We start from the raw sequence: 22,371 nt of genomic DNA, 5'->3' as shown, positions 1-22,371 counted from the left end.
TGTGTGCCTGGCGCCGGGACGATCAGAGGCTGGATTTTTGGATGACCTGCAGGCTCATCTGCTCCAGCAGCTTGTTCATGTGGATGAACTGCGCGAAGCGTTTGTCCTGGGTCTGGCCATGGAAGAAGCGGTAGTAGATCTGCTGCACGATGCCGGCCAGGCGGAACAGGCCGTAGGTGTAGTAGAAGTCGAAATTGCCGATCTGGATGCCGGCGCGCTCGGCGTAATAGTCGACGAACTGCTGGCGGGTCAGCATGCCCGGGGCGTTGCTCGGCTGGCGGCGCATCAGTTGCACCGGCGCCGGGTCGCTGGCTTCGATCCAGTAGGCCAGGGTGTTGCCCAGGTCCATCAGCGGGTCGCCCAGGGTGGTCAGCTCCCAGTCCAGCACGCCGATGATCTGCATCGGGTTGGCCGGGTCGAGGATCACGTTGTCGAAGCGGTAGTCGTTGTGCACGATGCTGGAGGTCGGGTGATCGGCCGGCATCTTGTCGTTGAGCCAGGCCTTGACCGCTTCCCACTTGGGCGCGTCGGGGGTCAGGGCTTTCTCGTAGCGGTCGCTCCAGCCCTTGATCTGGCGTTGCACATAACCTTCGGGCTTGCCCAGGTCGCTCAGGCCGCAAGCCTTGTAGTCGACGCGGTGCAGCTCGACGAACTTGTCGATGAAGCTCTTGCACAGGGCTTCGGTCCTGGCCGCGTCGAAACCCAGCTCCGGCGGCAGGTCGGAGCGCAGGATGATGCCCTTGACCCGCTCCATCACATAGAACTCGGCGCCGATCACCGATTCGTCGGTGCAGTGCACATAGGCTTTCGGGCAATACGGAAAGCCGTCCTTGAGCTGGTTGAGGATGCGGTATTCGCGGCCCATGTCGTGGGCCGACTTGGCCTTGTGGCCAAAGGGCGGGCGGCGCAGGACGAATTCCTGCTCCGGGTATTCCAGCAGGTAGGTCAGGTTCGAAGCGCCGCCCGGAAACTGGCTGATCTGCGGGGTGCCGGTCAGGCCCGGAATATGTGCCTTGAGGTACGGATCGATCAGGTTGGCATCGAGTTCCTCGCCGGAGCGAGTACGGGTGGACTGGTCAGTAAGCGCCATGCTTATCCCTTCTGCTTATTCTGGAGGCCAGAGATTATTGACTAATCTAATGCGCCCACCTGAGCGCCACAATCGCCGAAGGGCTTTATAGGTGAGCGTGTTGCCGGACAATCATTGCTTTTGATACAAGCGTTTGAATGTGCCCGGCTTCACTCTAGTCCAGATCGCGGGGCCTGAATGAGCATTCCGACCGGGCTCGTGCATCGGCAGCCGGTTGCTGCGCTGCGGCATGACCTGCACAGCGCGGCGGGCGCCTTTCGTACCGAGCCTGGTTCAGTTCGGGGCAGGCAGGGCGATGGGGGTCAACAGCGGCTGGCCGCTGAAATGGGCGACGAGGTTCTTGCCCACCAGCTCCACCGTGGCCTGGGTCGCTTCCGGCGACAGCCCGGCGACGTGCGGCGTCAGCACCACATTGTTCAGGGTCTTCAAGGCATCCGGCACCCGCGGCTCGTCGTCGAACACGTCCAGGGCCGCGCCGGCGATGCTGCGTTGCTCCAGGGCCTGCAGCAGGTCGGCGGTATTGACCACGCTGGCGCGGGCGATGTTCACCAGGAACCCCTCCGGGCCCAAGGCCTGGAGCACGGCTTTGTCGATCAGTTGGCGAGTGCCCAGGCCGCCGGGTGTGGCGACCACCAGGAAGTCCGAATGCCGCGCCAGTTCGGTCGGGGTCGGGCAGAAACTGTAGGGCACGTCGCTGCGGATCTGCCGGTTGTGGTAGCTGACGCTCATGTCGAAGCCGTTGGCGCAGCGTTTGGCGATGGCCAGGCCGACGGCGCCAAGGCCCAGGATGCCCAGGCGCTTGCCGGCCAGGGAAGGGCGCATGACTTTCGGCCATTCGCCGCGCCGCACGGCGGCATCGGCGCGGGGAATGTCACGCACCAGGGACAGCAACAGGGCCATGGCGTGGTCGGCCACCGACGAGGCGTTGACCCCGGCGCCGTTGCTCACCGCGATCCCGCGGTTGCTCGCCGCTTGCAGGTCGACCTGCTCGTAGCCGGCGCCGATCACGCAGATGATTTCCAGGTGCGGCAGGGCGGCGATTTCTTCGGCGGTCAGGCCCAGCGGGCCGCGGGTGAGCACGGCGTTGATCTGCCCGGCATGGGCCTTGATGGCGGCCGCCCGTTCGCTGGGCGTCGGCGCGAGGATCAGGTGGAAGCCCTGGTTTTCCAGGATCCACAGGTAGTCATTGATGGTTTCGACGAGGACCAGAACGGTGGCGGGCATGCGTGTCTCCTGAAGGACTGAAGAGGGACGGACGGCGTACGGCACATCGACGACAACCGGCGTACAGCTCCTGGAGCTGCTGTACCGTGATAAACCACTCAAGCGCTCAAGATTGCGGATTGCAGGGCACTTTGGCAAGGCGCAGTCGCGGGTTTTTCCCGCGGCTGCGGCCTGGAATGCATCGCCGTCCTCAAGGGCCTGATCGCCGGCAAGCCTGGCTCCTACAGAAGCAGCGGCGATCACGGTCTCGCGCCTGACATGGCTTCTGTAGGAGCGAGGCTTGCCCGCGATAACGGACTGGAGGGCACCACTCCTTCAGGGTGAATGCTCAGAAGCGAATATCAGCAGTTTTCACTCGCCGGACAAAGGCGCCGTCCAGGGTCGCGTTGTGGTGCTCGATGATCGCCCGGGCCGGCAGCGCCGGGGTGTCCATGCAGGTATGGGCATCCTCCACCAGCACGGCGGCGAACCCCAGGTCCAGGACGGCGCGGCAGGTGGCGTCGATGCAGTACTGGGTCTTCATGCCGACGATCACCAGCTCATCGACCTGCGCCGCCCGCAGCTGTTCGGCCAGCCCGGTGCCGACAAAACAATTGGGGCGGGTTTTGTCCAGCCGCAGGTCGCTGGCTTCGAGCTGCAATTGCGGCAGCAGTTGCCACGGCGCGCTGCCGGCGGCGATGGGGGAACCTTGCGGGCCGGTATGGCGCACGGCGATCACCGGCGCGCCGGCCTGCCGGGCGCGGTGGATCAACTGGTTGATGTTGTCGAGCACGCGCTGCCCCTCGAAGGGCTGCTCTGGTCCGTGAAACAGGCCGACCTGCATGTCGACGATCAGCAGGGCGGGGCGCTGGGCCTGGGGTGACGGCATGGTGTTTCTCCTTGTGAGCCAGCTGGACGGAGAAACAAAAGGCCCCGTCCATTGCTGGCGGGGCCTTGGGTTCGACTGCGCTGTTGTCAGCTCATGCAGCGACCACACGACCCGCCGGAAGCGGTCGTGGTGGTAGTACGGGTGAGGTGGCGCGGGAAAAGATTCATGGCGCCGATCATGGGGCCGAGGTTCGCGCGCTGTCAATCCGAGGGGATGCTGGTTTGAGTGTCCGGGCATTGGCGGTTTTCAGCCGTCGGGCGAAGGCGCCGAAGGCCTGGTGCCGCTTTTTGCAGCGCTGCATCAGCGAGCCGGGCGGGCGGGTAATCGAAGGGCCCCGTGGGCTACGCTGAGCTTGCTTGAGTGTCTTGAGCGGATGCGGGTCAGCGCTCCTGACCAGCAGGTCGCTTTCAGGACACGATGGGTCGCCTGGGTGCAATCGCCGGGCTATGGTGATGGGCAAGCTTCCAGGATGCCCCGGACCCGGTGCGCCAAGACACTTGGCCGGAGAGCAAGAATGGCGACCGAGGATCCACGCCTCCGTGACGTGCTCGGGCGCTGCAGCCGAAGACTCCGGACGGCTGCCGCTATGCGGCGGTGGCGTTCGAGATGCCGAGGTACGTTTATGTCTGATGACACGCTTCACCTGCCTTTGATTCACAGCGTATTGGAGCGCGAAAAGGACACTCCCGGTGCCTTGCTGCCCATTCTCCACGCCATTCAGGACGGTTGTGGGTACATCCCCGACACCGCCATCCCCGAGATCGCCCATGCCCTCAACCTCAGCCTGGCTGAAGTGCACGGCGTGATCAGCTTCTACCACGATTTCCGTACCACGCCGCCCGCGCGCCATACCCTGCGCCTGTGCCGGGCCGAGTCCTGTCAGAGCCGGGGCGCCGAACACCTGGCTGCGCAGCTGCGCGAACAACTGCTGCTGGACGACCATGGCACCACCGCCGACGGCAGTATCAACCTGCGTCCCGTCTATTGCCTGGGGGCCTGCGCCTGTTCGCCGGCCCTGGAACTGGACGGCGAGCTGCACGCCCGGATCACCCCCGAGCGCCTGCGCCAGCTGGTCAGTGGCTGCCTGGAGGATGGCGCATGCTGAAGCTCTATATCCCCCGTGATTCGGTGGCCCGTGCCGTGGGCGCGGACAAGGTGGCCGTGGCGCTGGTGCGTGAGGCCGAACGTCGACAACTGCCCTTGGAGCTGTGCCGCACCAGCTCCCGTGGCCTCTATTGGCTGGAGCCGCTGCTGGAAGTGGACAGCGCCGACGGCCGCCTGGGTTTCGGCCCCCTGACCGCGGAGGACGTGCCGAGCCTGCTCGACGCCCTGGCGGCAGACCCTGTCAGCCATCCCTTGGCCCTGGGGCCGGTGGAAGAGATCCCCTATCTGAAGAGCCAGCAGCGCCTGCTGTTCGCTCGGGCCGGCATCACCCAGCCACTGTCCCTGGACGACTACCGCGCCCAGGGCGGTTTCCGGGGCCTGGCCCGGGCCATCCAGATGGCGGGCGATGAGGTGGTCGCCAGCGTGCTCGACTCCGGCCTGCGCGGCCGGGGTGGCGCGGCCTTTCCGGCGGGTATCAAGTGGCGCACCGTGCGCGAAGCCGCGGGTGCCCAGAAATATGTGGTCTGTAACGCCGATGAAGGCGACTCCGGCACCTTCGCCGACCGCATGCTGATGGAGGGCGACCCCTTCCTGTTGATCGAAGGCATGATCATCGCCGGCATCGCCGTGGGCGCCAGCCAGGGCTATATCTACGTGCGCTCGGAATACCCGGACGCCATCGGCACCCTGAACGAGGCCCTGCGCATCGCCCGCGAGGCCGGTTACCTGGGGGCGAACGTGGGCGGTAGTGGCCGCCCCTTCGAGCTGGACGTGCGGGTGGGGGCCGGCGCCTACATCTGCGGTGAGGAAACGGCGCTGCTGGAGTCCCTCGAGGGCAAGCGCGGCACGGTTCGCGCCAAGCCGCCGTTGCCGGCCCTGCAGGGCCTGTTCGGCTTGCCAACGCTGGTGCACAACGTGCTGACCCTGGCCTCGGTACCGATCATCCTGGAGAAGGGCGCGCAGTTCTATCGCGACTTCGGCATGGGACGCTCCCTGGGCACCATGCCGTTCCAACTGGCCGGCAACGTCCGCCAGGCGGGCCTGGTCGAACGCGCCTTCGGCCTGAGCCTGCGCGAGCTGGTGGAAGGTTATGGCGGCGGTACCGCCAGTGGCCGGCCATTGAAGGCGGCGCAGGTGGGTGGGCCGCTGGGGGCCTGGGTGCCCCCCGCGCAGTTCGATACGCCGCTGGACTACGAGGCGTTCGCCGCCATGGGCGCGATGCTCGGCCACGGTGGCGTGGTGGTCGCCGACGACAGCCTGGACATGGCCCAGATGGCCCGTTTCGCCTTGCAGTTCTGCGCCGAGGAATCCTGCGGCAAGTGCACGCCGTGCCGGATCGGCTCGACCCGCGGGGTAGAGGTGGTGGACCGCTTGATCGCCAGCACCGACGCCGCGGCCCGCGAGGAACAGGCGCTGCTGCTGCAAGACCTCTGCGACACCCTGCAATACGGCTCGCTCTGTGCCCTGGGCGGGATGACTTCCTACCCTGTCGCCAGCGCCCTCAAGCACTTTCCCGCCGACTTCGGTCTGGCGACCACGGAGGCCGACCAATGATCAATATCTTCGACCCAACCAGTGATATCGACCTCGGCACCCCGGCCCGCGAAAGCGCGGTGCAGGTCAGCCTGACCATCGACGGCCGTGAGATCAGCGTCGCTTCCGGCACCTCGGTGATGCGCGCCGCGGCACTGCTCGGCACCACCATCCCCAAACTCTGCGCCACCGACAGCCTGGAAGCCTTCGGCTCCTGCCGCATGTGCCTGGTGGAGATCGAGGGCATGCGCGGCTATCCGGCCTCCTGCACCACACCGGTGACCGAGGGCATGGTCGTCCACACCCAGACTTCCAAACTCGCCAGCCTGCGGCGCAACGTGATGGAGCTGTACATCTCCGACCACCCGCTGGACTGCCTGACGTGTTCGGCCAACGGCAACTGCGAGTTGCAGACGGTGGCGGGGCAGGTGGGCCTGCGGGAAGTGCGCTACGGCTACGAGGGCGCCAACCACCTGGACGAACAGAAGGACGTCTCCAACCCCTATTTCGACTACGACCCGAGCAAGTGCATCGTCTGCAACCGCTGCGTGCGCGCCTGCGAGGAAACCCAGGGCACCTTCGCCCTGACGATCAGCGGGCGCGGCTTCGATTCGCGAGTGGCGGCGGCCGGCGGCGACAATTTCCTCGACTCCGAGTGCGTGTCCTGCGGCGCCTGCGTGCAGGCCTGCCCGACCGCGACCCTGATGGAAAAGAGCGTGGTGGAAATCGGCCAGCCCGAGCGCAGCGTCATCACCACCTGCGCCTACTGCGGCGTGGGCTGCTCCTTCCGCGCCGAGATGAAAGGCGAGCAACTGGTGCGCATGGTCCCGGACAAGAACGGCCAGGCCAACCACGGCCACTCCTGCGTCAAGGGCCGCTTCGCCTGGGGCTACGCCACCCACCCGGACCGCATCACCAAGCCGATGATCCGCAAGCACATCAGCGATCCGTGGCAAGAGGTCAGCTGGGAAGAGGCGGTCACCTACGCGGCCAGCGAGTTGCGCCGCATCCAGTTGAAATACGGACGCGATTCCATCGGTGGCATCACCTCCAGCCGTTGCACCAACGAAGAGACGTACCTGGTGCAGAAGCTGGTGCGCACCGCCTTCGGCAACAACAACGTCGACACCTGTGCCCGAGTCTGCCATTCGCCCACCGGCTACGGCCTCAAGCAGACGCTGGGCGAGTCCGCCGGTACCCAGAGTTTCGACTCGGTGATGCAGGCCGACGTCATCCTGGTGATGGGCGCCAACCCCACCGACGCGCACCCGGTATTCGGTTCCCAGCTCAAGCGCCGCCTGCGCCAGGGCGCGCGGCTGATCGTCATCGACCCACGGCGCATCGACCTGGTGGATTCGCCCCATGCCCGTGCCGACCTGCATTTGCAGCTGCGCCCGGGTACCAACGTGGCCATGCTCAATGCATTGGCCCATGTGATCGTCACCGAGGGCCTGGTCAACCAGCCTTTCGTCGATCAGCGCTGCGAAGCGGCGGACTTCGCCCGCTGGCGCGATTTCGTCAGCCTGGCGGAGAATTCCCCCGAGGTCCTGGGGCCGATTTGCGGGGTGCCGGCCAAACAGATCCGCGAGGCCGCGCGGCTGTACGCCACCGGTGGCAACGCGGCCATCTACTACGGCCTGGGCGTCACCGAGCACAGCCAGGGCAGCACCTCGGTGATGGGCATCGCCAACCTGGCGATGGTCACCGGCAACATCGGCCGCGAGGGTGTCGGGGTCAACCCGCTGCGCGGGCAGAACAACGTCCAGGGCTCCTGCGACATGGGTTCCTTCCCCCATGAGCTGCCTGGCTATCGGCATATTTCCAACGAGGCGGTGCGCGCCGAGTTCGAACAGGCCTGGAACGTGACCCTGCAACCTGACCCGGGCCTGCGCATCCCCAACATGTTCGAGGCGGCCCTGGACGGCACCTTCAAGGCGCTCTACTGCCAGGGCGAGGACATCGCCCAGAGCGACCCCAACACCCAGCACGTGACCGCCGCCCTGACGGCCATGGAGTGCGTGGTGGTGCAGGACATCTTCCTCAACGAGACGGCCAAGTTCGCCCATGTGTTCCTGCCGGGCAGCTCCTTCCTCGAGAAGGACGGCACCTTCACCAACGCCGAGCGCCGCATCTCGCGGGTGCGCAAGGTCATGGAACCGCTGGCCGGCAAGGCCGACTGGGAAGCCACCATCGCCCTGGCCGACGCCCTGGGCTACAAGATGCAGTACAGCCATCCATCGGAGATCATGGATGAGATCGCGCGCCTGACCCCGACCTTCCATCGCGTCAGCTACACCGAGCTGGACCGCCACGGCAGCCTGCAATGGCCGTGCAACGATGCCGCGCCGGACGGTACGCCGACCATGCACATCGATGAGTTCGTGCGCGGCAAGGGCCGCTTCATGCTCACCGGCTACGTGCCCACCGAGGAGAAGGTCAACAGCCGCTACCCGTTGCTGCTGACCACCGGGCGCATCCTCAGCCAGTACAACGTCGGCGCCCAGACCCGGCGCACCGACAACGTGGCCTGGCACGAGGAGGACCGCCTGGAAATCCACCCGACCGACGCCGAGAACCGCGGCATCGTCGATGGCGACTGGGTCGGCATCGGCAGCCGCGCCGGGCAGACGGTGCTGCGCGCCAAGGTCAGCGAGCGGGTGGCGCCGGGGGTGGTCTACACCACCTTCCACTTCCCGGAATCGGGCGCCAACGTGATCACCACCGACAACTCCGACTGGGCCACCAACTGCCCGGAATACAAGGTGACGGCGGTGGAGGTGGTGCGGGTCAACCAGCCTTCCGAATGGCAGAAGCGTTATCAGGCGTTCAGCGATGAACAGGGGCGCCTGCTGCGGGAACGTCGTCATGCCGAGAAAGCCGAGGTACGCCGATGAGCAGCGAAAGCCTGATCAAGATGGCCAACCAGATTGCCCAGTTCTTCGCCAGCGAACCGGACAAGGCCCAGGCAGTGCGCAGCGTGCGCCAGCACCTGAAAAGCTTCTGGACGCCGGCCATGCGCAGAGAGTTGACCGCCTGGGAGGTGACACACCCCGGCGCGGCGCTGCACCCCCTGGTGCAGGCGGCGTTGAAGGAGGAGGAAACGCAAGGGCAGACCTAGCGTCTGCCGATGGCGGGCAAACCTTGAACCGGACCGCCTTGTTGCAACCAACCAGAAGCCAGGGCCTTGCCCTGGCTTCTGCGTTACATCCAGCACGAAGGCCAGGCCTGGACCTGAATCCAGCGCTTGCCGCAGATCAATGAAAGGCTGCGCCTGACCCCGCAAAACCGCGCTCCAGACATCTGCACCGGCAAACCGTTCCTCAGCTAAGTCTTTGCTTCTGTCGAGTAATCCCGGACAATCGCGCCCCTGTTTCGGCGAGGGCTCTGTCTGTCGGGTATTCCGACGCGTCCTGGCCGAGTGGCAAATGACCGGAATGTGGAGATCCCACCGGATGAATGATCAGGCCAACAGCGTTGATCAACGCTTTGAAGCGGCAGCCCCAGCGACCCTCGCGAGCTGGAATCGCCAAGACACTACCTGGATGCTGGGCCTGTTCGGCACCGCCATCGGCGCAGGGACCCTGTTCTTGCCGATCAACGCCGGCCTGGGCGGCTTCTGGCCGCTGCTGATCCTGGCGCTGCTGGCGTTCCCGATGACCTTCTTCGCCCACCGTGGCCTGACCCGCTTCGTGCTCTCCGGGCGTGACGGCGCGGACATCACCGAAGTGGTGGAAGAGCATTTCGGGATCAAGGCCGGCGCCCTGATCACCTTGCTCTACTTCTTCGCCATCTTCCCGATCCTGCTGATCTACAGCGTGGCCCTGACCAACACCGTGGGCAGCTTCATGGAGCACCAGTTGCACATCATGCCGCCGCCGCGCGCCGTGCTGTCGCTGGTGCTGATCCTCGGCCTGCTGGCCGTGGTGCGCTGCGGCGAGCAGGTGATCGTCAAGGCCATGAGCCTGATGGTCTACCCGTTCATCGTCGCCTTGCTGTTCCTCGCGGTGTTCCTGGTTCCGCACTGGAACGGCGGCATCCTCAGCACCGCCAGCACCCTGCCTGAACCTTCGGCGTTCCTGCACACCCTGTGGCTGGCGATCCCGGTCATGGTGTTCTCGTTCAACCATTCGCCGATCATCTCGGCCTTTGCCGTGGACCAGAAGCGTCGTTATGGCGCACACGCCGAAGAGCGCAGCTCGCAGATCCTCTCCCGCGCGCACCTGCTGATGGTGGCGATGGTGCTGTTCTTCGTCTTCAGCTGCGTGCTGACCCTGTCGCCGGCCCAACTGGCCGAAGCCAAGGCGCAGAACCTGTCGATCCTGTCGTACCTGGCCAACCACTTCAGCAACCCGACCATCGCTTTCGCCGCGCCGCTGATCGCGTTCGTGGCCATCGCCAAGTCGTTCCTGGGCCATTACATCGGCGCCAGCGAAGGCCTCAAGGGGCTGATCGTGAAAAGCGGCCGCCGCCCGGGCGCCAAGGCCCTGGACCGCATGACCGCGGCCTTCATGCTGGTGGTGTGCTGGATAGTCGCCACGCTCAACCCGAGCATCCTCGGGATGATCGAAACCCTGGGCGGCCCGATCATCGCGGCCATCCTGTTCCTGATGCCGATGTACGCCATCCGCAAGGTGCCGGCCATGGCCCGCTACCGCGGCCAGGCCTCCAACGTGTTCGTCACCCTGGTCGGCCTGGTGGCAATCACCGCGCTGGTCTACTCCCTGAGCGCCTGACCCGCCGGCGGCCCACCGCGTGTTGGCGGTGGGTTGCCGCGCAGAAATGCCTGATTCAGCGAAGCCACGGCCGCTGACTGCGTGTAAAGCGCGGCGCGGCCGTTTTTCTGGTAGGCCGCAAAGTCCAGGGCCAGCAAGTGGTCGCGGTTGACCCGTTGCGGCTGGCCGAGCCGGCTCAGCGCCACGCCATGGCGCAGGAAGTAACGCTCCAGCGCCGGCGTGGTCACCGCCACCACCGAGTTCGCGCCCAGGGTCCAGGCGGTGTGCAGGGTGTGCCAGAACACCCGCATCGGCAGCTTGCCGTTTTCCAGGGCCGAGGCGGCGAAACGCGAGATTTCCCAGGTGTCGTGTTGCCGCGGCAAGGGCCGGTCGCAGAGAAAACCGAACACGTCCGCCAGCAGATAGGGCTGGGTGGTCGGCAGCAAGCGGGCGCAGCCGTGGATCTTTTCCTCGCTGTCCAGCGCCAGGGTGTAGCGGGTGTCGGCATGGTCGAACTGATCGACCTCGTGCCCGCACTGGCCGGTGCCGGCGGGCAGTCGCCAACCCAATTGCTTGATGAAGACCGCATGGCGATAGCGGCCGAGGTCGTCGCGCAGGGTCGGTGAAAGCTGGCTTTCATGCCGTGAAACCACAGTGATCATGGGTCGATATCCTTATCGTCGAATGAAGCGTCAGATCAGCCCCAGGACGGCGGCATAGGCGGCGGCCAGGGTCTTGTTGGCCGCGCCGAATTTCTTCTGGATGACCTTGAGGTGGAAGTTCACGGTATTCACCGAGATGCCCAGGATCAGGGCAATCTCCCCGGAACTCTTGCCGTCGGCCGTCCATTGCAGGATTTCCCGCTCGCGCGCGCTCAGCTCCAGCTGTTCGACCTGGCTGCTGGGGTGCCCGAGTTCGCCGAGGCGCGTGGTCGCCAGTTCGATGATGCAGCGCAGGCGCAGGCGGATTTCGCCCAGTTCCACGGCGCTGATCGCCGTGCATTCGCGGGCCACCGACAACACGCTCAGGGCGCTGTCGGGCGTGTGGATGGGCAAGGTGGCGCCCACCCGCAAACCCCATTCCCGGGCCTCGCCCCACAGTACCGAGCCTTTGCCGAACAAGGCGTCGCTCCAGACCACCATTTCCGTGGAGCGCAGGCCGTTGAGGATCGTCGGGTCGATCGCGGCGTAGTTCTGTTGCTGGTAACGCTCTATCCAGGCTTGCGGATAGGAGCCATAGATATCGATTTTCGGGCGGGTGAAGGGGATCGAATGCCTGACTCCGTAAGCGTAGAAATCAAACCCCAGGGACCGGACTTCCCGTTCCAGCAGCGCGAATACCTGTGCGCTCTCCTGTTGCTTGAGTATCTCCATGCGCAGGTCGTTCCACCAGTGCATGAAATCCTGTCGTTTCTCCATGGCGTTTGCCTTGATTCCTTGCACGTCAGGGAATCTAGTCCAGGGCAATACGCTGTCAATATTCATGAAGTTCATAGAAAACCCCGCAACTGCCCTGATCCGGCGTCCTTCATCGGGCCGCCCGGGCGCGGGGCCGGCAATTCGGACGGTGGCACTCTGCAAGGGGGCTCATGACCAAGGCTGGACTGCGTCAATATGTCGCGCTGTGGCCGCGTGCCGTAAAGGCGCTGGCCAGGCCGATAAGGGCAAAAGACGTCCCCGGCAAAACCGCTGGCGATCATGCACATAACTCTTTTCCTTGAGTGTTCTGGCTGTCTCCGGCCAGGGGGATGGGGCAGTTTCAGGCAGAGCGCAGGCGGGTCATGGGTTCCACAGCGGTGGCCGGCTCGCGGGCGCTCGGCAGCAACTGGGCGAGCAGGGCGCGATGTACGCCGTCGGCGGCGGTTCTCGATTCCAGGTCGAGAAAGTGCCCGCTGCCCTCGACCACCGCGAAGCTGCAATCGCGCACATAACGGCGGAACTGCCGGGCGTCCTGCGCCGGGGTGTATTCGTCCCACGCGCCATTGATGAAGTGCACATGGCTGTCGATCGCTGCCAGGCGCTGGACGAAGGTGCCCTGGTTGAGCCTGAGCGCCTGTTCGATATGAAAGCGCACCTGGTGCCGCTCGGCGTCCACCAGGGTGGCCATGTGCAACTGGTTGGCGGCCTTCAGGCGCGGTGGCAGGTGCTTGCCCAGGGTGTCGTTGAGCAGGTGGCCGATCCCGCCGCTGTCCTGCCGCTCCAGCAAGGCCTGGGCGCCGCTTATGTAATCGAGCATCGGCGGGTTGAGGAGGGGGGTGAAGGACATCACCACCGAGCTTTCCACGGTGCCCGGGTTGTGGGTCAGGGCCAGCAGGGTCGACAGGCCGCCCCAGGAGGTGGACACCACATGGTTGACCTTGAAACGCTCGATCAGCGCCAGCAGGATCGCCACTTCGTCGTCCTTGGTCACCAGGCGCTGGTCCGGGTTGTGTGGCCGCGAGTTGCCGGAGAACGGCAGGTCGAACATCACCACATTGAAATGTTCGGCCAGGCAGCGGCTGGTGCGGGCGAAGGCGGTGGTGGTGGCCATGGCACCGTTGACCAGCAACACCGTCTTGCGTTGCGGGTCGCTGCCCAATTGTTCGACATGCACACAGTAGTCGTTGAACGCTTTCTCGATCACACAATGGTTACGCCACATAGCACACCTCCATTTGTTGCTTTTGACGGGGCGAAAGAGTCCGCGGCAGCTGAGATCCAGCTGTCGTGCGCGGGATGTTTTTATAGTCGTGTGAGCGCTTTGAGCGATCGGCGCGGGTTGACAGCTGTCATCCCAAGGCCGTGGCAAGCGGGCAGCGTTCGACGTTCGGGCGAGCGTCGGGTGCCGTTGGCAGTGGCGTGATTTTTAGCAAGGGCGGGGAGGGCTAACAACTACCAGATCTGGTAGGCAAAGACGCCTGGCGTTCTGCTGCCAGAGCGACTAGCGAGGCGATCGCCGGGATAAAAAAACGCCGCGTATCGTCGTGGGATACGCGGCGTTCTTCATTGCCTTGCAGCCTTAGGCTTGAACCACCGGAATCTTGGCGTTCGCAGCAGCCTCACGGAACTCGGCGATCTGGTCGAAGCTCAGGTAGCGGTACACGTCCGCTGCCATGCTGTCGATCTTGCCGGCGTATTCCATGTATTCCTCGACGGTCGGCAGGCGACCCAGGATGGACGCAACGGACGCCAGCTCGGCCGAAGCCAGGTAGACGTTCGCGCCGTCACCCAGACGGTTCGGGAAGTTACGGGTCGAAGTCGAAACCACGGTGGAGTTCGGCTCTACACGTGCCTGGTTACCCATGCACAGCGAGCAGCCCGGCATTTCCATGCGCGCGCCAGCCTTGCCGTAGATGCCGTAGTAGCCTTCTTCGGTCAGCTGGTGAGCGTCCATCTTGGTCGGCGGCGACAGCCACAGGCGGGTTGGCAGCTGGCCCTTGACCTGATCCAGCAGTTTGCCGGCAGCGCGGAAGTGACCGATGTTGGTCATGCAGGAACCGATGAACACTTCGTCGATCTTCTCGCCAGCCACGCTGGAGAGCAGGCGAGCGTCGTCCGGGTCGTTCGGCGCGCAGAGCACAGGCTCCTTGACGTCGGCCAGGTCGATCTCGATGACTTCGGCGTATTCGGCGTCCTTGTCGGCTTCCAGCAGCTCAGGGTTGGCCAGCCAGGCTTCCATCGCTTGAGCGCGACGTTCCAGGGTACGGGCATCGCCGTAGCCTTCGCCGATCATCCAGCGCAGCAGGGTGATGTTCGACTGCAGGTATTCGGCGATCGACTCTTTGGACAGCTTGATGGTGCAACCGGCAGCCGAACGTTCGGCCGAGGCGTCGGACAGTTCGAAGGCTTGCTCGACGGTCAGGGTTTCCAGACCTTCGATCTCCAGGATGCGGCCGGAGAAGGCGTTCTTCTTGCCTTTCTTCTCGACGGTCAGCAGGCCTTTCTGGATCGCGTAGTAAGGGATGGCGTGGACCAGGTCACGCAGGGTGACGCCAGGCTGCAGCTTGCCCTTGAAGCGGACCAGGATCGATTCCGGCATGTCCAGCGGCATGACGCCAGTGGCGGCGGCGAAGGCCACCAGGCCGGAACCGGCCGGGAACGAGATGCCGATCGGGAAACGGGTGTGGGAGTCGCCACCGGTGCCGACGGTGTCCGGCAGCAGCATGCGGTTCAGCCAGCTGTGGATGATGCCGTCGCCCGGACGCAGGGACACGCCGCCACGGGTCATGATGAAGTCAGGCAGGGTGTGGTGGGTGGTGACGTCGATCGGCTTCGGATAGGCCGCGGTGTGGCAGAACGACTGCATTACCAGATCGGTGGAGAAGCCCAGGCAAGCCAGGTCCTTCAGTTCGTCACGGGTCATCGGGCCAGTGGTGTCCTGGGAGCCGACGGTGGTCATCTTCGGTTCGCAGTAGGTGCCTGGACGCACGCCTTTGACGCCGCACGCCTTGCCGACCATTTTCTGCGCCAGGGTGAAGCCCTTGGTGCTTTCGGCCGGAGCTTCCGGCTTCTTGAACAGGTCCGAAGGTGGCAGGCCCAGTTCGGTGCGCGCCTTCTCGGTCAGGCCACGGCCGATGATCAGCGGGATACGACCGCCAGCACGGACTTCGTCGAGCAGGACCGGGGTCTTCATTTCGAAGGTGGCCAGGACTTCGTCGCTGTTGTGCTTGGTGACTTTACCGGCGTGCGGGTACAGGTCGATCACGTCGCCCATGTTCATCTTCGACACATCGAATTCGATCGGCAGGGCGCCGGCGTCTTCCATGGTGTTGTAGAAGATCGGTGCGATCTTGCTGCCGAAGCAGAAGCCGCCCGCGCGCTTGTTCGGCACGTAAGGAACGTCGTCGCCGAAGAACCACAGTACGGAGTTGGTTGCCGATTTACGGGACGAACCGGTACCGACCACGTCGCCGACGTAGGCGATCGGGAAGCCGTCGTTGCGCATCTGCTCGATCTGTTTCATCGGGCCGATGGCGCCTTGCTGGTCCGGAACGATGCCGTCACGGGCCATTTTCAGCATGGCCAGGGCGTGCAGCGGGATGTCAGGACGGGACCAGGCGTCCGGGGCAGGGGACAGGTCGTCGGTGTTGGTTTCGCCAGTCACCTTGAACACGCGCAGGCTGATCTTGTCGGCCAGTACCGGGCGGTTCTTGAACCACTCGCCGTCGGCCCAGGATTGCAGTACGGCTTGGGCGTGAACGTTGCCGTTCTTGGCTTTTTCCGCGACGTCGTGGAAGGCATCGAACATCAACAGGGTGTGCTTGAGCTGTGCGGCCGCGACCGGCGCCAGCTCGGCGTCGTCCAGCAGCTCGACCAGGGTCACGATGTTGTAGCCGCCCTGCATGGTGCCCAGCAGTTCAACGGCGCGCTTCTTGTCCAGCAGAGGGGATTTGGCTTCGCCTTTGGCCAGCGCGGAGAGGAAACCGGCCTTTACATAGGCGGCTTCGTCGACTCCTGGCGGAACGCGATTGGTGATCAGGTCAACGAGGAAGGCTTCTTCGCCAGCGGGGGGATTCTTCAGCAGCTCGACCAGGCCTGCAGTTTGTTCGGCGTTTAGCGGCTGGGGAACGATACCCAGGGCTGCACGCTCTTCGATATGTTTGCGGTAGGCTTCAAGCACAGTATTACCCTCATCAGTGGTCCCAAATGGGTGTCCGGGACGCTCATCCCGAAATTGCCGTACTCATGCGCTGCGTGACGTTTTGGGTCGCTTAGCCAGAATTACCGACAATTCCTTACAGAAGCTGCTTTCAAAGTTTTACGCCTGCAGAACGGGAGCTGATGAGGGTTGGCGCTGGGCTTTCCCCGCTGGAAAGACCCATCGCCAACACCGCTCTGAAGGAACGACTGTGCTCGTGACGCTTTGAAAACAGCTTCTAACGGACATTGGCGCCTAAAAAGGCTGGCTGATTCTACGGCAAAAAAAAATTAAAGGTAAGACAGGGTCTATTGGACTTTGGTGGCGGCCGCCGTCGCGGCCGCCACCAAAGTCCAATAGACCCTCAGCCCCTGAAGTTTGAGGGGTGATCAATGTTAGACAAAGGGCTAACATGCGGGCCTGTTTCGCTTTTTTCCGCCAATTGCCTACTTATGCCCAATCAGACGATCAAGACCCCCTGCGTCGGCCTCTGCTCCACTGTCTACGGTGACCTGGTGTGCCGTGGCTGCAAGCGTTTCCACCATGAAGTGATCCACTGGAACGGCTACAACGAGGAAGAAAAGCACGCGGTGTGGCTGCGTCTCGAGCAATTGCTGGTGCAGGTGATGGCGGCCAAGCTGGAAGTCTTCGATCCCCAGCGGCTGCGCGAGCAACTGGAGCAGCGCAAGATCCGCTTCGTGCCGCACCAGTCGGAATATTGCTGGGCCTATCAGCTGATCGCCCGCGGGGCGCGGGTGATCAACCAGCTGGAGGCCTACGGGATGGTGTTGCTGCCGGAGTTTCGCGACTGGGAACTGCCGGAGTTGCGTGATGCCATCGATCGGGAGTTTTTCCTCCTGTCGGAAGCCCATTACCAGCGGTATATCGCCCCGGGGTTTCTCAAGGACGCCTTTGGCGCCTGACCGCTAAAAAAGCATCGCGAGCAAGCTCGCTCCTACAAGGTATGTGCAACCTGTAGGAGCGAGCTTGCTAGCGATGGCGTTCTATCAGTAAACCTATCACTCAATGCTTGCTGGCCACCTCTTCCAGGTGGTCCATGATCACCTCCGGCTTGAGCACCAGCACGTCGCTTTCCAGGGCATCGAGCACCACTTCCGCGGTGTTGCCGATCAGCGCCCCGGAAATCCCGGTGCGCGCCACGGTGCCGATGATGGTCAGCGCCGCCTGCAATTCATGGGCGGTGTGCGGGATCAGCACGTCCGCCGGGCCTTCTTCTATATGCAGGTGGGTATCGTCGATGTCGAATTCGGCCTGGAACGCCTTGCACTGCTCGCGGTAGCGCGCCTCGATGGTTTCCTTGAGCTGGAACACCGGGTCGGACGCCGACAGCATCGGCGACGGATGGGCGCTGATCACATGCAACTGCGCCTTGGCCAGGCTGGCGATGTCAAAACCATGGTCGACGATGGTGGCATGCAGGGTGCGATGCTCGCCGTCGACATTGCCGACGTCGATGGCCGCCAGGATCACGCCGCCGGTCCAGGGCTTGGCAGTTTTCACCAGCAGCACCGGGCTTGGGCAGTAGCGCAGCAGTTTCCAGTCGGCGGGGGTGAGCAGGGCCTTTTTCAGCGGGTTGTCGGCAAAGTGCTGCTTGATCACCAGGCCACAACCTTCGGCCTGCTGCACGTCGATGATGGTGCCGTGCAGGCTGTCGTTCCAGGCCTGCTCGGTGGTCACGCTGTAGCCCTCGCTCAGCAGGCTGCTCTTGAGCACGCTCAACAGCGCCGAATGCTCGTGTTTCTTGTCGCACACCAGCAGGTGCAGATGGGCCTGGGTCACCCCGGCGATCAGCTTGGCGCGCTTGAGCGCAAGGCTTTCGGAATGCTCGGGCTCGATGACCACCAGGATGCTGCGGATGGCTTGCATGGTCGGGATCTCCAGAGAGGGATGAAGGCTACGTTGCACAACTATAGTTGCTGCGCGTCACCGTGGCTGTTGACGCACATCAAGCGCCGCGGCTGGTGGTCTGCGGCGTGGCCGGTATAATCGGCGCCCTTCGCCGTGAACCCTTATGCCGTGAGCCCCATGTTATCTATCCCTGAAGTCGCCACCGTCCTGTCTTGCGCGCCCGCTGCCGTAACAGGGGGGCAGCCATGAACCTGCCGGAAATCCATGAGTTCCTCGGCTGCCGCACGCCGGATGCCTGGGTCCGGGCGGCCCTGGCGGATCAGGAAACCCTGCTGATCGACCACAAGAACTGCGAATTCAAGGCAGCCAGCACGGCCCTGAGCCTGATCGCCAAGTACCACTCCCATGTCGACCTGATCAACATGATGTCGCGCCTGGCCCGGGAAGAGCTGGTGCACCACGAACAGGTCATGCGCCTGATGAAGCGGCGCAAGATCGAACTGCGCCAGCTGTCGGCCGGGCGTTATGCCTCGGGCCTGCGCAAGGTGGTGCGCAGCCACGAACCGGTGAAGCTGGTGGACACCCTGGTGGTCGGCGCCTTTATCGAGGCCCGCAGCTGCGAGCGTTTCGAGGCGCTGGTGCCGCACCTGGACGAAGAACTGGGCAAGTTCTACTTCGGCCTGCTGAAAAGCGAGGCCCGGCACTTCCAGGGTTACCTGAAGCTGGCCTATCAGTACGGCGACGCCAAGGACATCGCCCAGGTGATCGAGAAGGTGCGCGCCGCCGAGCGCGAACTGATCGAGTCGCCGGACGTCGAGTTCCGTTTCCACAGCGGCGTGCCTGCTCTGTAGAACGGCCGACGCCGGTATAAAACTACGGGCAAATTGTAAAAAACTCTTAAAAGCATGAAACATCATTGAAAACCGGCCATCTGGGCCGGTTTTTGCTGTCTGCCCTGGTCTCAGATTTATCCGATGCCGCCTATAATGCGCGCCCCAATTGTGCGCACTCAGACTGGTATTTATGGATAACCCGGGTCTTGGCAAAGTATTGCTGGTGGAAGATGACGAGAAGCTCGCCGGGCTGATCGCGCACTTCCTGTCCCAACACGGTTTCGAGGTCCTGACGGTACATCGTGGCGATGTGGCGCTGGCGGCCTTTCTCGAGTTCAAGCCGAAAATCGTCGTCCTCGACCTGATGCTGCCGGGCCAGAGCGGCCTGCACGTGTGCCGGGAGATCCGCAACGTGGCGGACACGCCCATCGTCATCCTCACCGCCAAGGAAGACGACCTGGACCATATCCTGGGCCTGGAGTCCGGCGCCGACGACTACGTGATCAAGCCGATCAAGCCGGCGGTGCTGCTGGCCCGCCTGCGCGCCCTGCAACGGCGCCAGTTGCCGGAGCCGACGGTGCGCGGCGCGCTGGAATTCGGCCGCCTGACCCTCGACCGCAGTTGCCGCGAAGTGCGCCTGGCCGGCGAGCCGATCGAGCTGACCACCATGGAGTTCGAGCTGCTGTGGCTGCTGGCCAGTTCGGCGGGCAAGATCCTCTCCCGCGACGACATCCTCAACCGCATGCGCGGCATCGCCTTCGACGGCCTCAACCGCAGCGTCGATGTCTACATCAGCAAGCTGCGCGGCAAACTCCAGGACAACCCTCGCGAGCCGGTGTGCATCAAGACCATCTGGGGCAAGGGCTATCTGTTCAATCCGTTCGCGTGGGAGCTCTAGATGCTGCGGCTGTTTCTGGGTTTGTACATTGTCCTGGCCATAGGTTTTGCCGGGGCGATCACCGCGGTCGATCACATCTTCACGGCCATCCTCGAAGACCCGCTGGAAGCCTACAACCGCGATGCGGTGCGCGGGCCGGCTTATAGCCTGGTGGAACAGTTGCGGCCGTTCGACAGCGCCGAGCGCGAACGGCAATTGCAGGCGTTGCAGCCGCACTACGGCTTGCAGTTGCGCCTGGTGAACGCCGACGCGCTGGGCCTGAGCGCCCGGGAACAGGCCTTGCTGGCCTCCAACCAGTTGGTGGTGCGGCAAGCGTTCACCGAGTTTATCGCCAGCATCGACCAGGGTCCGCAATTGCTCAGCATCAAGTTGCCGGAAGAGCCCTCGCTGACCCGCTTCTATACCACCGCGGCCTATTTTCTCCTCGCTACGCTGGTGGGCATCGTCCTGTATTTCTGGGTGCGCCCGCACTGGCGCGATCTGGAGCAACTGCGGCTGGCGGCCGAACGGTTCGGCGACAACGACCTGAGTACGCGCCTGCACCTGTCGCGGCGCTCGAACATTCGCGAGCTGGCCGAGCACTTCAACCGCATGGCCAGCCGCATCGAAGGCCTGATCGCCAATCAGCGCGAGCTGACCAACGCGGTGTCCCATGAGCTGCGCACGCCCATCGCCCGCCTGTCGTTCGAACTCGACCAGCTCAAGCAATCCGATCCGAAACACAACCGCGAGCTGATCGCCGACATGTACGCCGACCTCGGCGAGCTGGAGGAAATGGTTTCCGAACTGCTGACCTATGCCAGCCTGGAACACGGCGCCACGGTGATCAACCGCGAGACTATCCAGGCCCACAGCTGGCTCGACAGCGTGGTCGGCAGTGTCGCCCTGGAGGCGGAAGCGGCGGGGGTACAGATCCTGATCCGCGCCTGCGAGGTCGAGTGCATCAGCATCGAGCCGCGGTTCATGGCGCGGGCGGTGATCAACCTGCTGCGCAACGCCATTCGCTACGCCGAACGGCGCGTCGAGGTGTCCCTGGTGCGGGTCGGGCAGGGTTATGAAGTCCAGGTCAACGACGACGGCCCGGGCGTGCCGGTGGAAGGACGCAAGAAAATCTTCGAGCCGTTCTCCCGGCTCGACGCCAGCCGCGACCGCCGCACCGGCGGCTTCGGCCTTGGCCTGGCGCTGGTGCGGCGGGTGTCGCAGTCCCACGGCGGCCAGGTCGAGGTGACGGATTCGCAGTGGGGCGGCGCGTCGTTTCGCATGACCTGGGCGCAGCTCGAATAACCCGGAACACCTGATGGTCCGTGTCGCACCGATCGCGGGCAAGTCGGATCGCCGCCCGCTCGCTCCTACAGAATGGCGTGCTTCTGTAGGAGCGAGGCTTGCCCGCGATGAACGATAACGTGGTGTACCTGATGTTCCGCGATAGCGTCAGAACGACCAACGCCGCTTAGAAGCTGTACTCCAGCGTGGTCGCCAGCGACGTCTGCATCCGCCGCTCGACAATCGGGCTGTCCGCCGCTTCCCGCCCCAGGTACTGCAGCGCCAGCACCGTCGACACGTTCATCTGTTCACTGACCGGCACTGTCCAGGTCAGGTCGCCGCCACGGCTGAGAAAACCGCCCTTGGGCCGATAGGCTGCAAAACGGGTCCTGCCAGCCTGGGCCGTGCTGACGCCATACCAGGTGCGCAGGTAGTCGCCGTCGCCGAACTGGCTGTTGAGGCTGCCTTCGAGGCGGCCGTAGCGGCCTTCATACAGCGTGCTGCCGATGCTCAGTTGCAGGTGGTTGTAGGCCGAGCCGGTGTCCGGGTCGTCGTTCTTCTTCAGCGCGTGCTGCAACGTGGCCCCGAGCTCCACGGCGCCCAGGGTGTAGCCCAGGTGGGCGCCGAACTGCGCACGGGACTTGATCGAGCCCATGCCGGCCAGATGGTCCGAACCCTTGTAGCCGCTCTTGCGGTCCTTGCGTGCTTCGCTGGGGCCGACCCAGGTGCTGAACGCCAGGTCGCCCCATTCATGGCCCCAGCCAAGGCCCTGTTCGGTATTGAGAAACACCCCGTAGGGGCTGACGATTGCGCCGCCCAGGATCGGCGCGACGCTGCGTTCGTCGCTGCCGCTGTAGCGCGGCAGGCTGGCGGCGCCGGCTTGTAGTTGGTATTGCCAGTCCGCGGCGTAGAGCGGGCCGCTGGACGTGAGCAGGCACAGCGAAGCCAGAGGCAGCGCAGCAAGGGACAGGCACAAGGTTTTCGGACGGATCGAGGTCTTCATCGGCGGCTAGAAACTCAGCAGGGTGTGGGAATGGTCGTTGGGGGTGGAATAGGAGCTGCCCAGGCCATCGCGCGGTCGCTGGGCGACCTTGCGCGCCGGGGCGACAGGAGCCGGTTCGGCACGCAGGGCGGTCTTAGGTGGCGTGGCGATTTCAGGCGGCGGTTCGACGCTGGGCGTGGGGGCCGTGGGCGGCGTGCCCTGGCAGCTGAGGCCACCGAGCAGCACACCGATGAAGAGCGTGAAGAACCGACCGTACATGACGCACCCGTGGGGAAATGGATGCGCTCATGCTAGGGACGCGGGCGCGGGCAATCTTTGGCAGCTTTGTCGCAAAACTGTCAAAGACTGTGAATGCCCG

The 22,371-nt window shown here is 64.3% G+C and carries 19 protein-coding genes; 9 read left to right on the top strand and 10 right to left on the bottom strand.

Annotated features, from left to right (window positions below):
- Positions 1–22 precede the first annotated feature (22 nt).
- The 3 genes from DK261_RS00395 to DK261_RS00385 form a co-directional block, all read right to left on the bottom strand.
- A complete protein-coding gene (locus DK261_RS00395; RefSeq protein ID WP_110175142.1) occupies positions 23–1,090 on the bottom strand; it encodes a phosphotransferase family protein in 1,068 nt (355 codons plus the stop codon).
- Positions 1,091–1,363: 273 nt separating this feature from the next.
- Positions 1,364–2,314 (bottom strand): 2-hydroxyacid dehydrogenase, encoded by a 951-nt coding sequence (locus DK261_RS00390; RefSeq protein WP_009048509.1) that lies wholly within the window; start codon positions 2,312–2,314, stop codon positions 1,364–1,366.
- A gap of 328 nt (positions 2,315–2,642) precedes the next feature.
- Positions 2,643–3,182 (bottom strand): cysteine hydrolase family protein, encoded by a 540-nt coding sequence (locus tag DK261_RS00385; RefSeq protein WP_110175141.1) that lies wholly within the window; start codon positions 3,180–3,182, stop codon positions 2,643–2,645.
- A gap of 622 nt (positions 3,183–3,804) precedes the next feature.
- Between DK261_RS00385 and DK261_RS00380 the strand changes: the two genes are divergently transcribed.
- From DK261_RS00380 to DK261_RS00360, 5 genes are all read left to right on the top strand, one after another.
- A complete protein-coding gene (locus DK261_RS00380) occupies positions 3,805–4,287 on the top strand; it encodes a formate dehydrogenase subunit gamma (RefSeq protein WP_009048511.1) in 483 nt (160 codons plus the stop codon).
- On the top strand, positions 4,281–5,840 hold the full coding sequence (locus DK261_RS00375) for an NADH-quinone oxidoreductase subunit NuoF (RefSeq protein ID WP_103331362.1): 1,560 nt from the start codon (positions 4,281–4,283) through the stop codon (positions 5,838–5,840). The genes DK261_RS00380 and DK261_RS00375 overlap by 7 nt, the downstream gene beginning before the upstream one ends.
- On the top strand, positions 5,837–8,713 hold the full coding sequence (gene fdhF / locus DK261_RS00370; protein WP_038631833.1) for a formate dehydrogenase subunit alpha: 2,877 nt from the start codon (positions 5,837–5,839) through the stop codon (positions 8,711–8,713). The genes DK261_RS00375 and fdhF overlap by 4 nt, the downstream gene beginning before the upstream one ends.
- Positions 8,710–8,937, top strand: a complete 228-nt coding sequence (locus DK261_RS00365) for a formate dehydrogenase subunit delta (RefSeq protein WP_009048514.1) — start codon at positions 8,710–8,712, stop codon at positions 8,935–8,937. The genes fdhF and DK261_RS00365 overlap by 4 nt, the downstream gene beginning before the upstream one ends.
- A 334-nt stretch (positions 8,938–9,271) precedes the next feature.
- Positions 9,272–10,552: a serine/threonine transporter gene (locus DK261_RS00360; protein WP_009048515.1), complete on the top strand. Its 1,281-nt coding sequence runs from the start codon at positions 9,272–9,274 to the stop codon at positions 10,550–10,552.
- Here the strand turns inward: DK261_RS00360 and DK261_RS00355 are convergent.
- From DK261_RS00355 to acnB, 4 genes are all read right to left on the bottom strand, one after another.
- Complete coding sequence (locus DK261_RS00355) at positions 10,534–11,193, bottom strand: acyl-homoserine-lactone synthase (RefSeq protein ID WP_110175140.1); 660 nt, start codon at positions 11,191–11,193, stop codon at positions 10,534–10,536. The genes DK261_RS00360 and DK261_RS00355 overlap by 19 nt on opposite strands.
- Positions 11,194–11,223: 30 nt before the next feature.
- Positions 11,224–11,949: an autoinducer binding domain-containing protein gene (locus tag DK261_RS00350; RefSeq protein WP_009048517.1), complete on the bottom strand. Its 726-nt coding sequence runs from the start codon at positions 11,947–11,949 to the stop codon at positions 11,224–11,226.
- A 340-nt stretch (positions 11,950–12,289) separates the two neighbouring features.
- Complete coding sequence (locus DK261_RS00345) at positions 12,290–13,171, bottom strand: alpha/beta fold hydrolase (RefSeq protein WP_110175139.1); 882 nt, start codon at positions 13,169–13,171, stop codon at positions 12,290–12,292.
- A 357-nt stretch (positions 13,172–13,528) separates the two neighbouring features.
- Positions 13,529–16,129, bottom strand: a complete 2,601-nt coding sequence (gene acnB, locus DK261_RS00340) for a bifunctional aconitate hydratase 2/2-methylisocitrate dehydratase (protein ID WP_009048519.1) — start codon at positions 16,127–16,129, stop codon at positions 13,529–13,531.
- 470 nt (positions 16,130–16,599) lie between these two features.
- On the opposite strand from acnB, the gene DK261_RS00335 reads away from it, so the two are divergent.
- Complete coding sequence (locus tag DK261_RS00335) at positions 16,600–17,070, top strand: DUF1289 domain-containing protein (protein WP_009043436.1); 471 nt, start codon at positions 16,600–16,602, stop codon at positions 17,068–17,070.
- Between the two features lie 100 nt (positions 17,071–17,170).
- On the opposite strand, the gene DK261_RS00330 is transcribed toward DK261_RS00335, so the two are convergent.
- On the bottom strand, positions 17,171–18,034 hold the full coding sequence (locus tag DK261_RS00330) for a universal stress protein (RefSeq protein ID WP_009048520.1): 864 nt from the start codon (positions 18,032–18,034) through the stop codon (positions 17,171–17,173).
- Positions 18,035–18,261: 227 nt separating this feature from the next.
- Here DK261_RS00330 and DK261_RS00325 point away from each other — a divergent pair, with 227 nt between their 5' ends.
- The 3 genes from DK261_RS00325 to DK261_RS00315 all read left to right on the top strand — a co-directional run bounded on the left by DK261_RS00325 (position 18,262) and on the right by DK261_RS00315 (position 21,031).
- A complete protein-coding gene (locus tag DK261_RS00325; protein WP_110175138.1) occupies positions 18,262–18,867 on the top strand; it encodes a tRNA-(ms[2]io[6]A)-hydroxylase in 606 nt (201 codons plus the stop codon).
- A gap of 172 nt (positions 18,868–19,039) precedes the next feature.
- Positions 19,040–19,747 (top strand): winged helix-turn-helix domain-containing protein, encoded by a 708-nt coding sequence (locus tag DK261_RS00320; RefSeq protein WP_009048522.1) that lies wholly within the window; start codon positions 19,040–19,042, stop codon positions 19,745–19,747.
- Positions 19,748–21,031, top strand: a complete 1,284-nt coding sequence (locus DK261_RS00315; protein ID WP_110175137.1) for an ATP-binding protein — start codon at positions 19,748–19,750, stop codon at positions 21,029–21,031.
- A gap of 166 nt (positions 21,032–21,197) precedes the next feature.
- Here DK261_RS00315 and DK261_RS00310 read toward each other — a convergent pair whose 3' ends face one another.
- Together DK261_RS00310 and DK261_RS00305 are read right to left on the bottom strand one after the other, a co-directional pair.
- Positions 21,198–22,013, bottom strand: a complete 816-nt coding sequence (locus tag DK261_RS00310; RefSeq protein ID WP_110175136.1) for a MipA/OmpV family protein — start codon at positions 22,011–22,013, stop codon at positions 21,198–21,200.
- A 6-nt stretch (positions 22,014–22,019) separates the two neighbouring features.
- On the bottom strand, positions 22,020–22,271 hold the full coding sequence (locus DK261_RS00305; protein WP_016701832.1) for a hypothetical protein: 252 nt from the start codon (positions 22,269–22,271) through the stop codon (positions 22,020–22,022).
- Positions 22,272–22,371 lie beyond the last annotated feature (100 nt).

The sequence above is a fragment of the Pseudomonas sp. RW409 genome, assembly GCF_003184125.1.
Taxonomy (GTDB): domain Bacteria; phylum Pseudomonadota; class Gammaproteobacteria; order Pseudomonadales; family Pseudomonadaceae; genus Aquipseudomonas; species Aquipseudomonas chlororaphis_I.
Note: the sequence above shows the minus strand (reverse complement) of the source record. Positions and strands in the feature narration are given on the sequence as shown.

What these genes read in the sequence shown, in the direction of transcription:
- DK261_RS00395 (WP_110175142.1), bottom strand. Translation starts at nt 1,090, where the DNA reads ATGGCGCTTACTGACCAGTCCACCCGTACTCGCTCCGGCGAGGAACTC.
- DK261_RS00390 (WP_009048509.1), bottom strand. Translation starts at nt 2,314, where the DNA reads ATGCCCGCCACCGTTCTGGTCCTCGTCGAAACCATCAATGACTACCTG.
- DK261_RS00385 (WP_110175141.1), bottom strand. Translation starts at nt 3,182, where the DNA reads ATGCCGTCACCCCAGGCCCAGCGCCCCGCCCTGCTGATCGTCGACATG.
- DK261_RS00380 (WP_009048511.1), top strand. Translation starts at nt 3,805, where the DNA reads ATGTCTGATGACACGCTTCACCTGCCTTTGATTCACAGCGTATTGGAG.
- DK261_RS00375 (WP_103331362.1), top strand. Translation starts at nt 4,281, where the DNA reads ATGCTGAAGCTCTATATCCCCCGTGATTCGGTGGCCCGTGCCGTGGGC.
- fdhF (WP_038631833.1), top strand. Translation starts at nt 5,837, where the DNA reads ATGATCAATATCTTCGACCCAACCAGTGATATCGACCTCGGCACCCCG.
- DK261_RS00365 (WP_009048514.1), top strand. Translation starts at nt 8,710, where the DNA reads ATGAGCAGCGAAAGCCTGATCAAGATGGCCAACCAGATTGCCCAGTTC.
- DK261_RS00360 (WP_009048515.1), top strand. Translation starts at nt 9,272, where the DNA reads ATGAATGATCAGGCCAACAGCGTTGATCAACGCTTTGAAGCGGCAGCC.
- DK261_RS00355 (WP_110175140.1), bottom strand. Translation starts at nt 11,193, where the DNA reads ATGATCACTGTGGTTTCACGGCATGAAAGCCAGCTTTCACCGACCCTG.
- DK261_RS00350 (WP_009048517.1), bottom strand. Translation starts at nt 11,949, where the DNA reads ATGGAGAAACGACAGGATTTCATGCACTGGTGGAACGACCTGCGCATG.
- DK261_RS00345 (WP_110175139.1), bottom strand. Translation starts at nt 13,171, where the DNA reads ATGTGGCGTAACCATTGTGTGATCGAGAAAGCGTTCAACGACTACTGT.
- DK261_RS00335 (WP_009043436.1), top strand. Translation starts at nt 16,600, where the DNA reads ATGCCCAATCAGACGATCAAGACCCCCTGCGTCGGCCTCTGCTCCACT.
- DK261_RS00330 (WP_009048520.1), bottom strand. Translation starts at nt 18,034, where the DNA reads ATGCAAGCCATCCGCAGCATCCTGGTGGTCATCGAGCCCGAGCATTCC.
- DK261_RS00325 (WP_110175138.1), top strand. Translation starts at nt 18,262, where the DNA reads ATGAACCTGCCGGAAATCCATGAGTTCCTCGGCTGCCGCACGCCGGAT.
- DK261_RS00320 (WP_009048522.1), top strand. Translation starts at nt 19,040, where the DNA reads ATGGATAACCCGGGTCTTGGCAAAGTATTGCTGGTGGAAGATGACGAG.
- DK261_RS00315 (WP_110175137.1), top strand. Translation starts at nt 19,748, where the DNA reads ATGCTGCGGCTGTTTCTGGGTTTGTACATTGTCCTGGCCATAGGTTTT.
- DK261_RS00310 (WP_110175136.1), bottom strand. Translation starts at nt 22,013, where the DNA reads ATGAAGACCTCGATCCGTCCGAAAACCTTGTGCCTGTCCCTTGCTGCG.
- DK261_RS00305 (WP_016701832.1), bottom strand. Translation starts at nt 22,271, where the DNA reads ATGTACGGTCGGTTCTTCACGCTCTTCATCGGTGTGCTGCTCGGTGGC.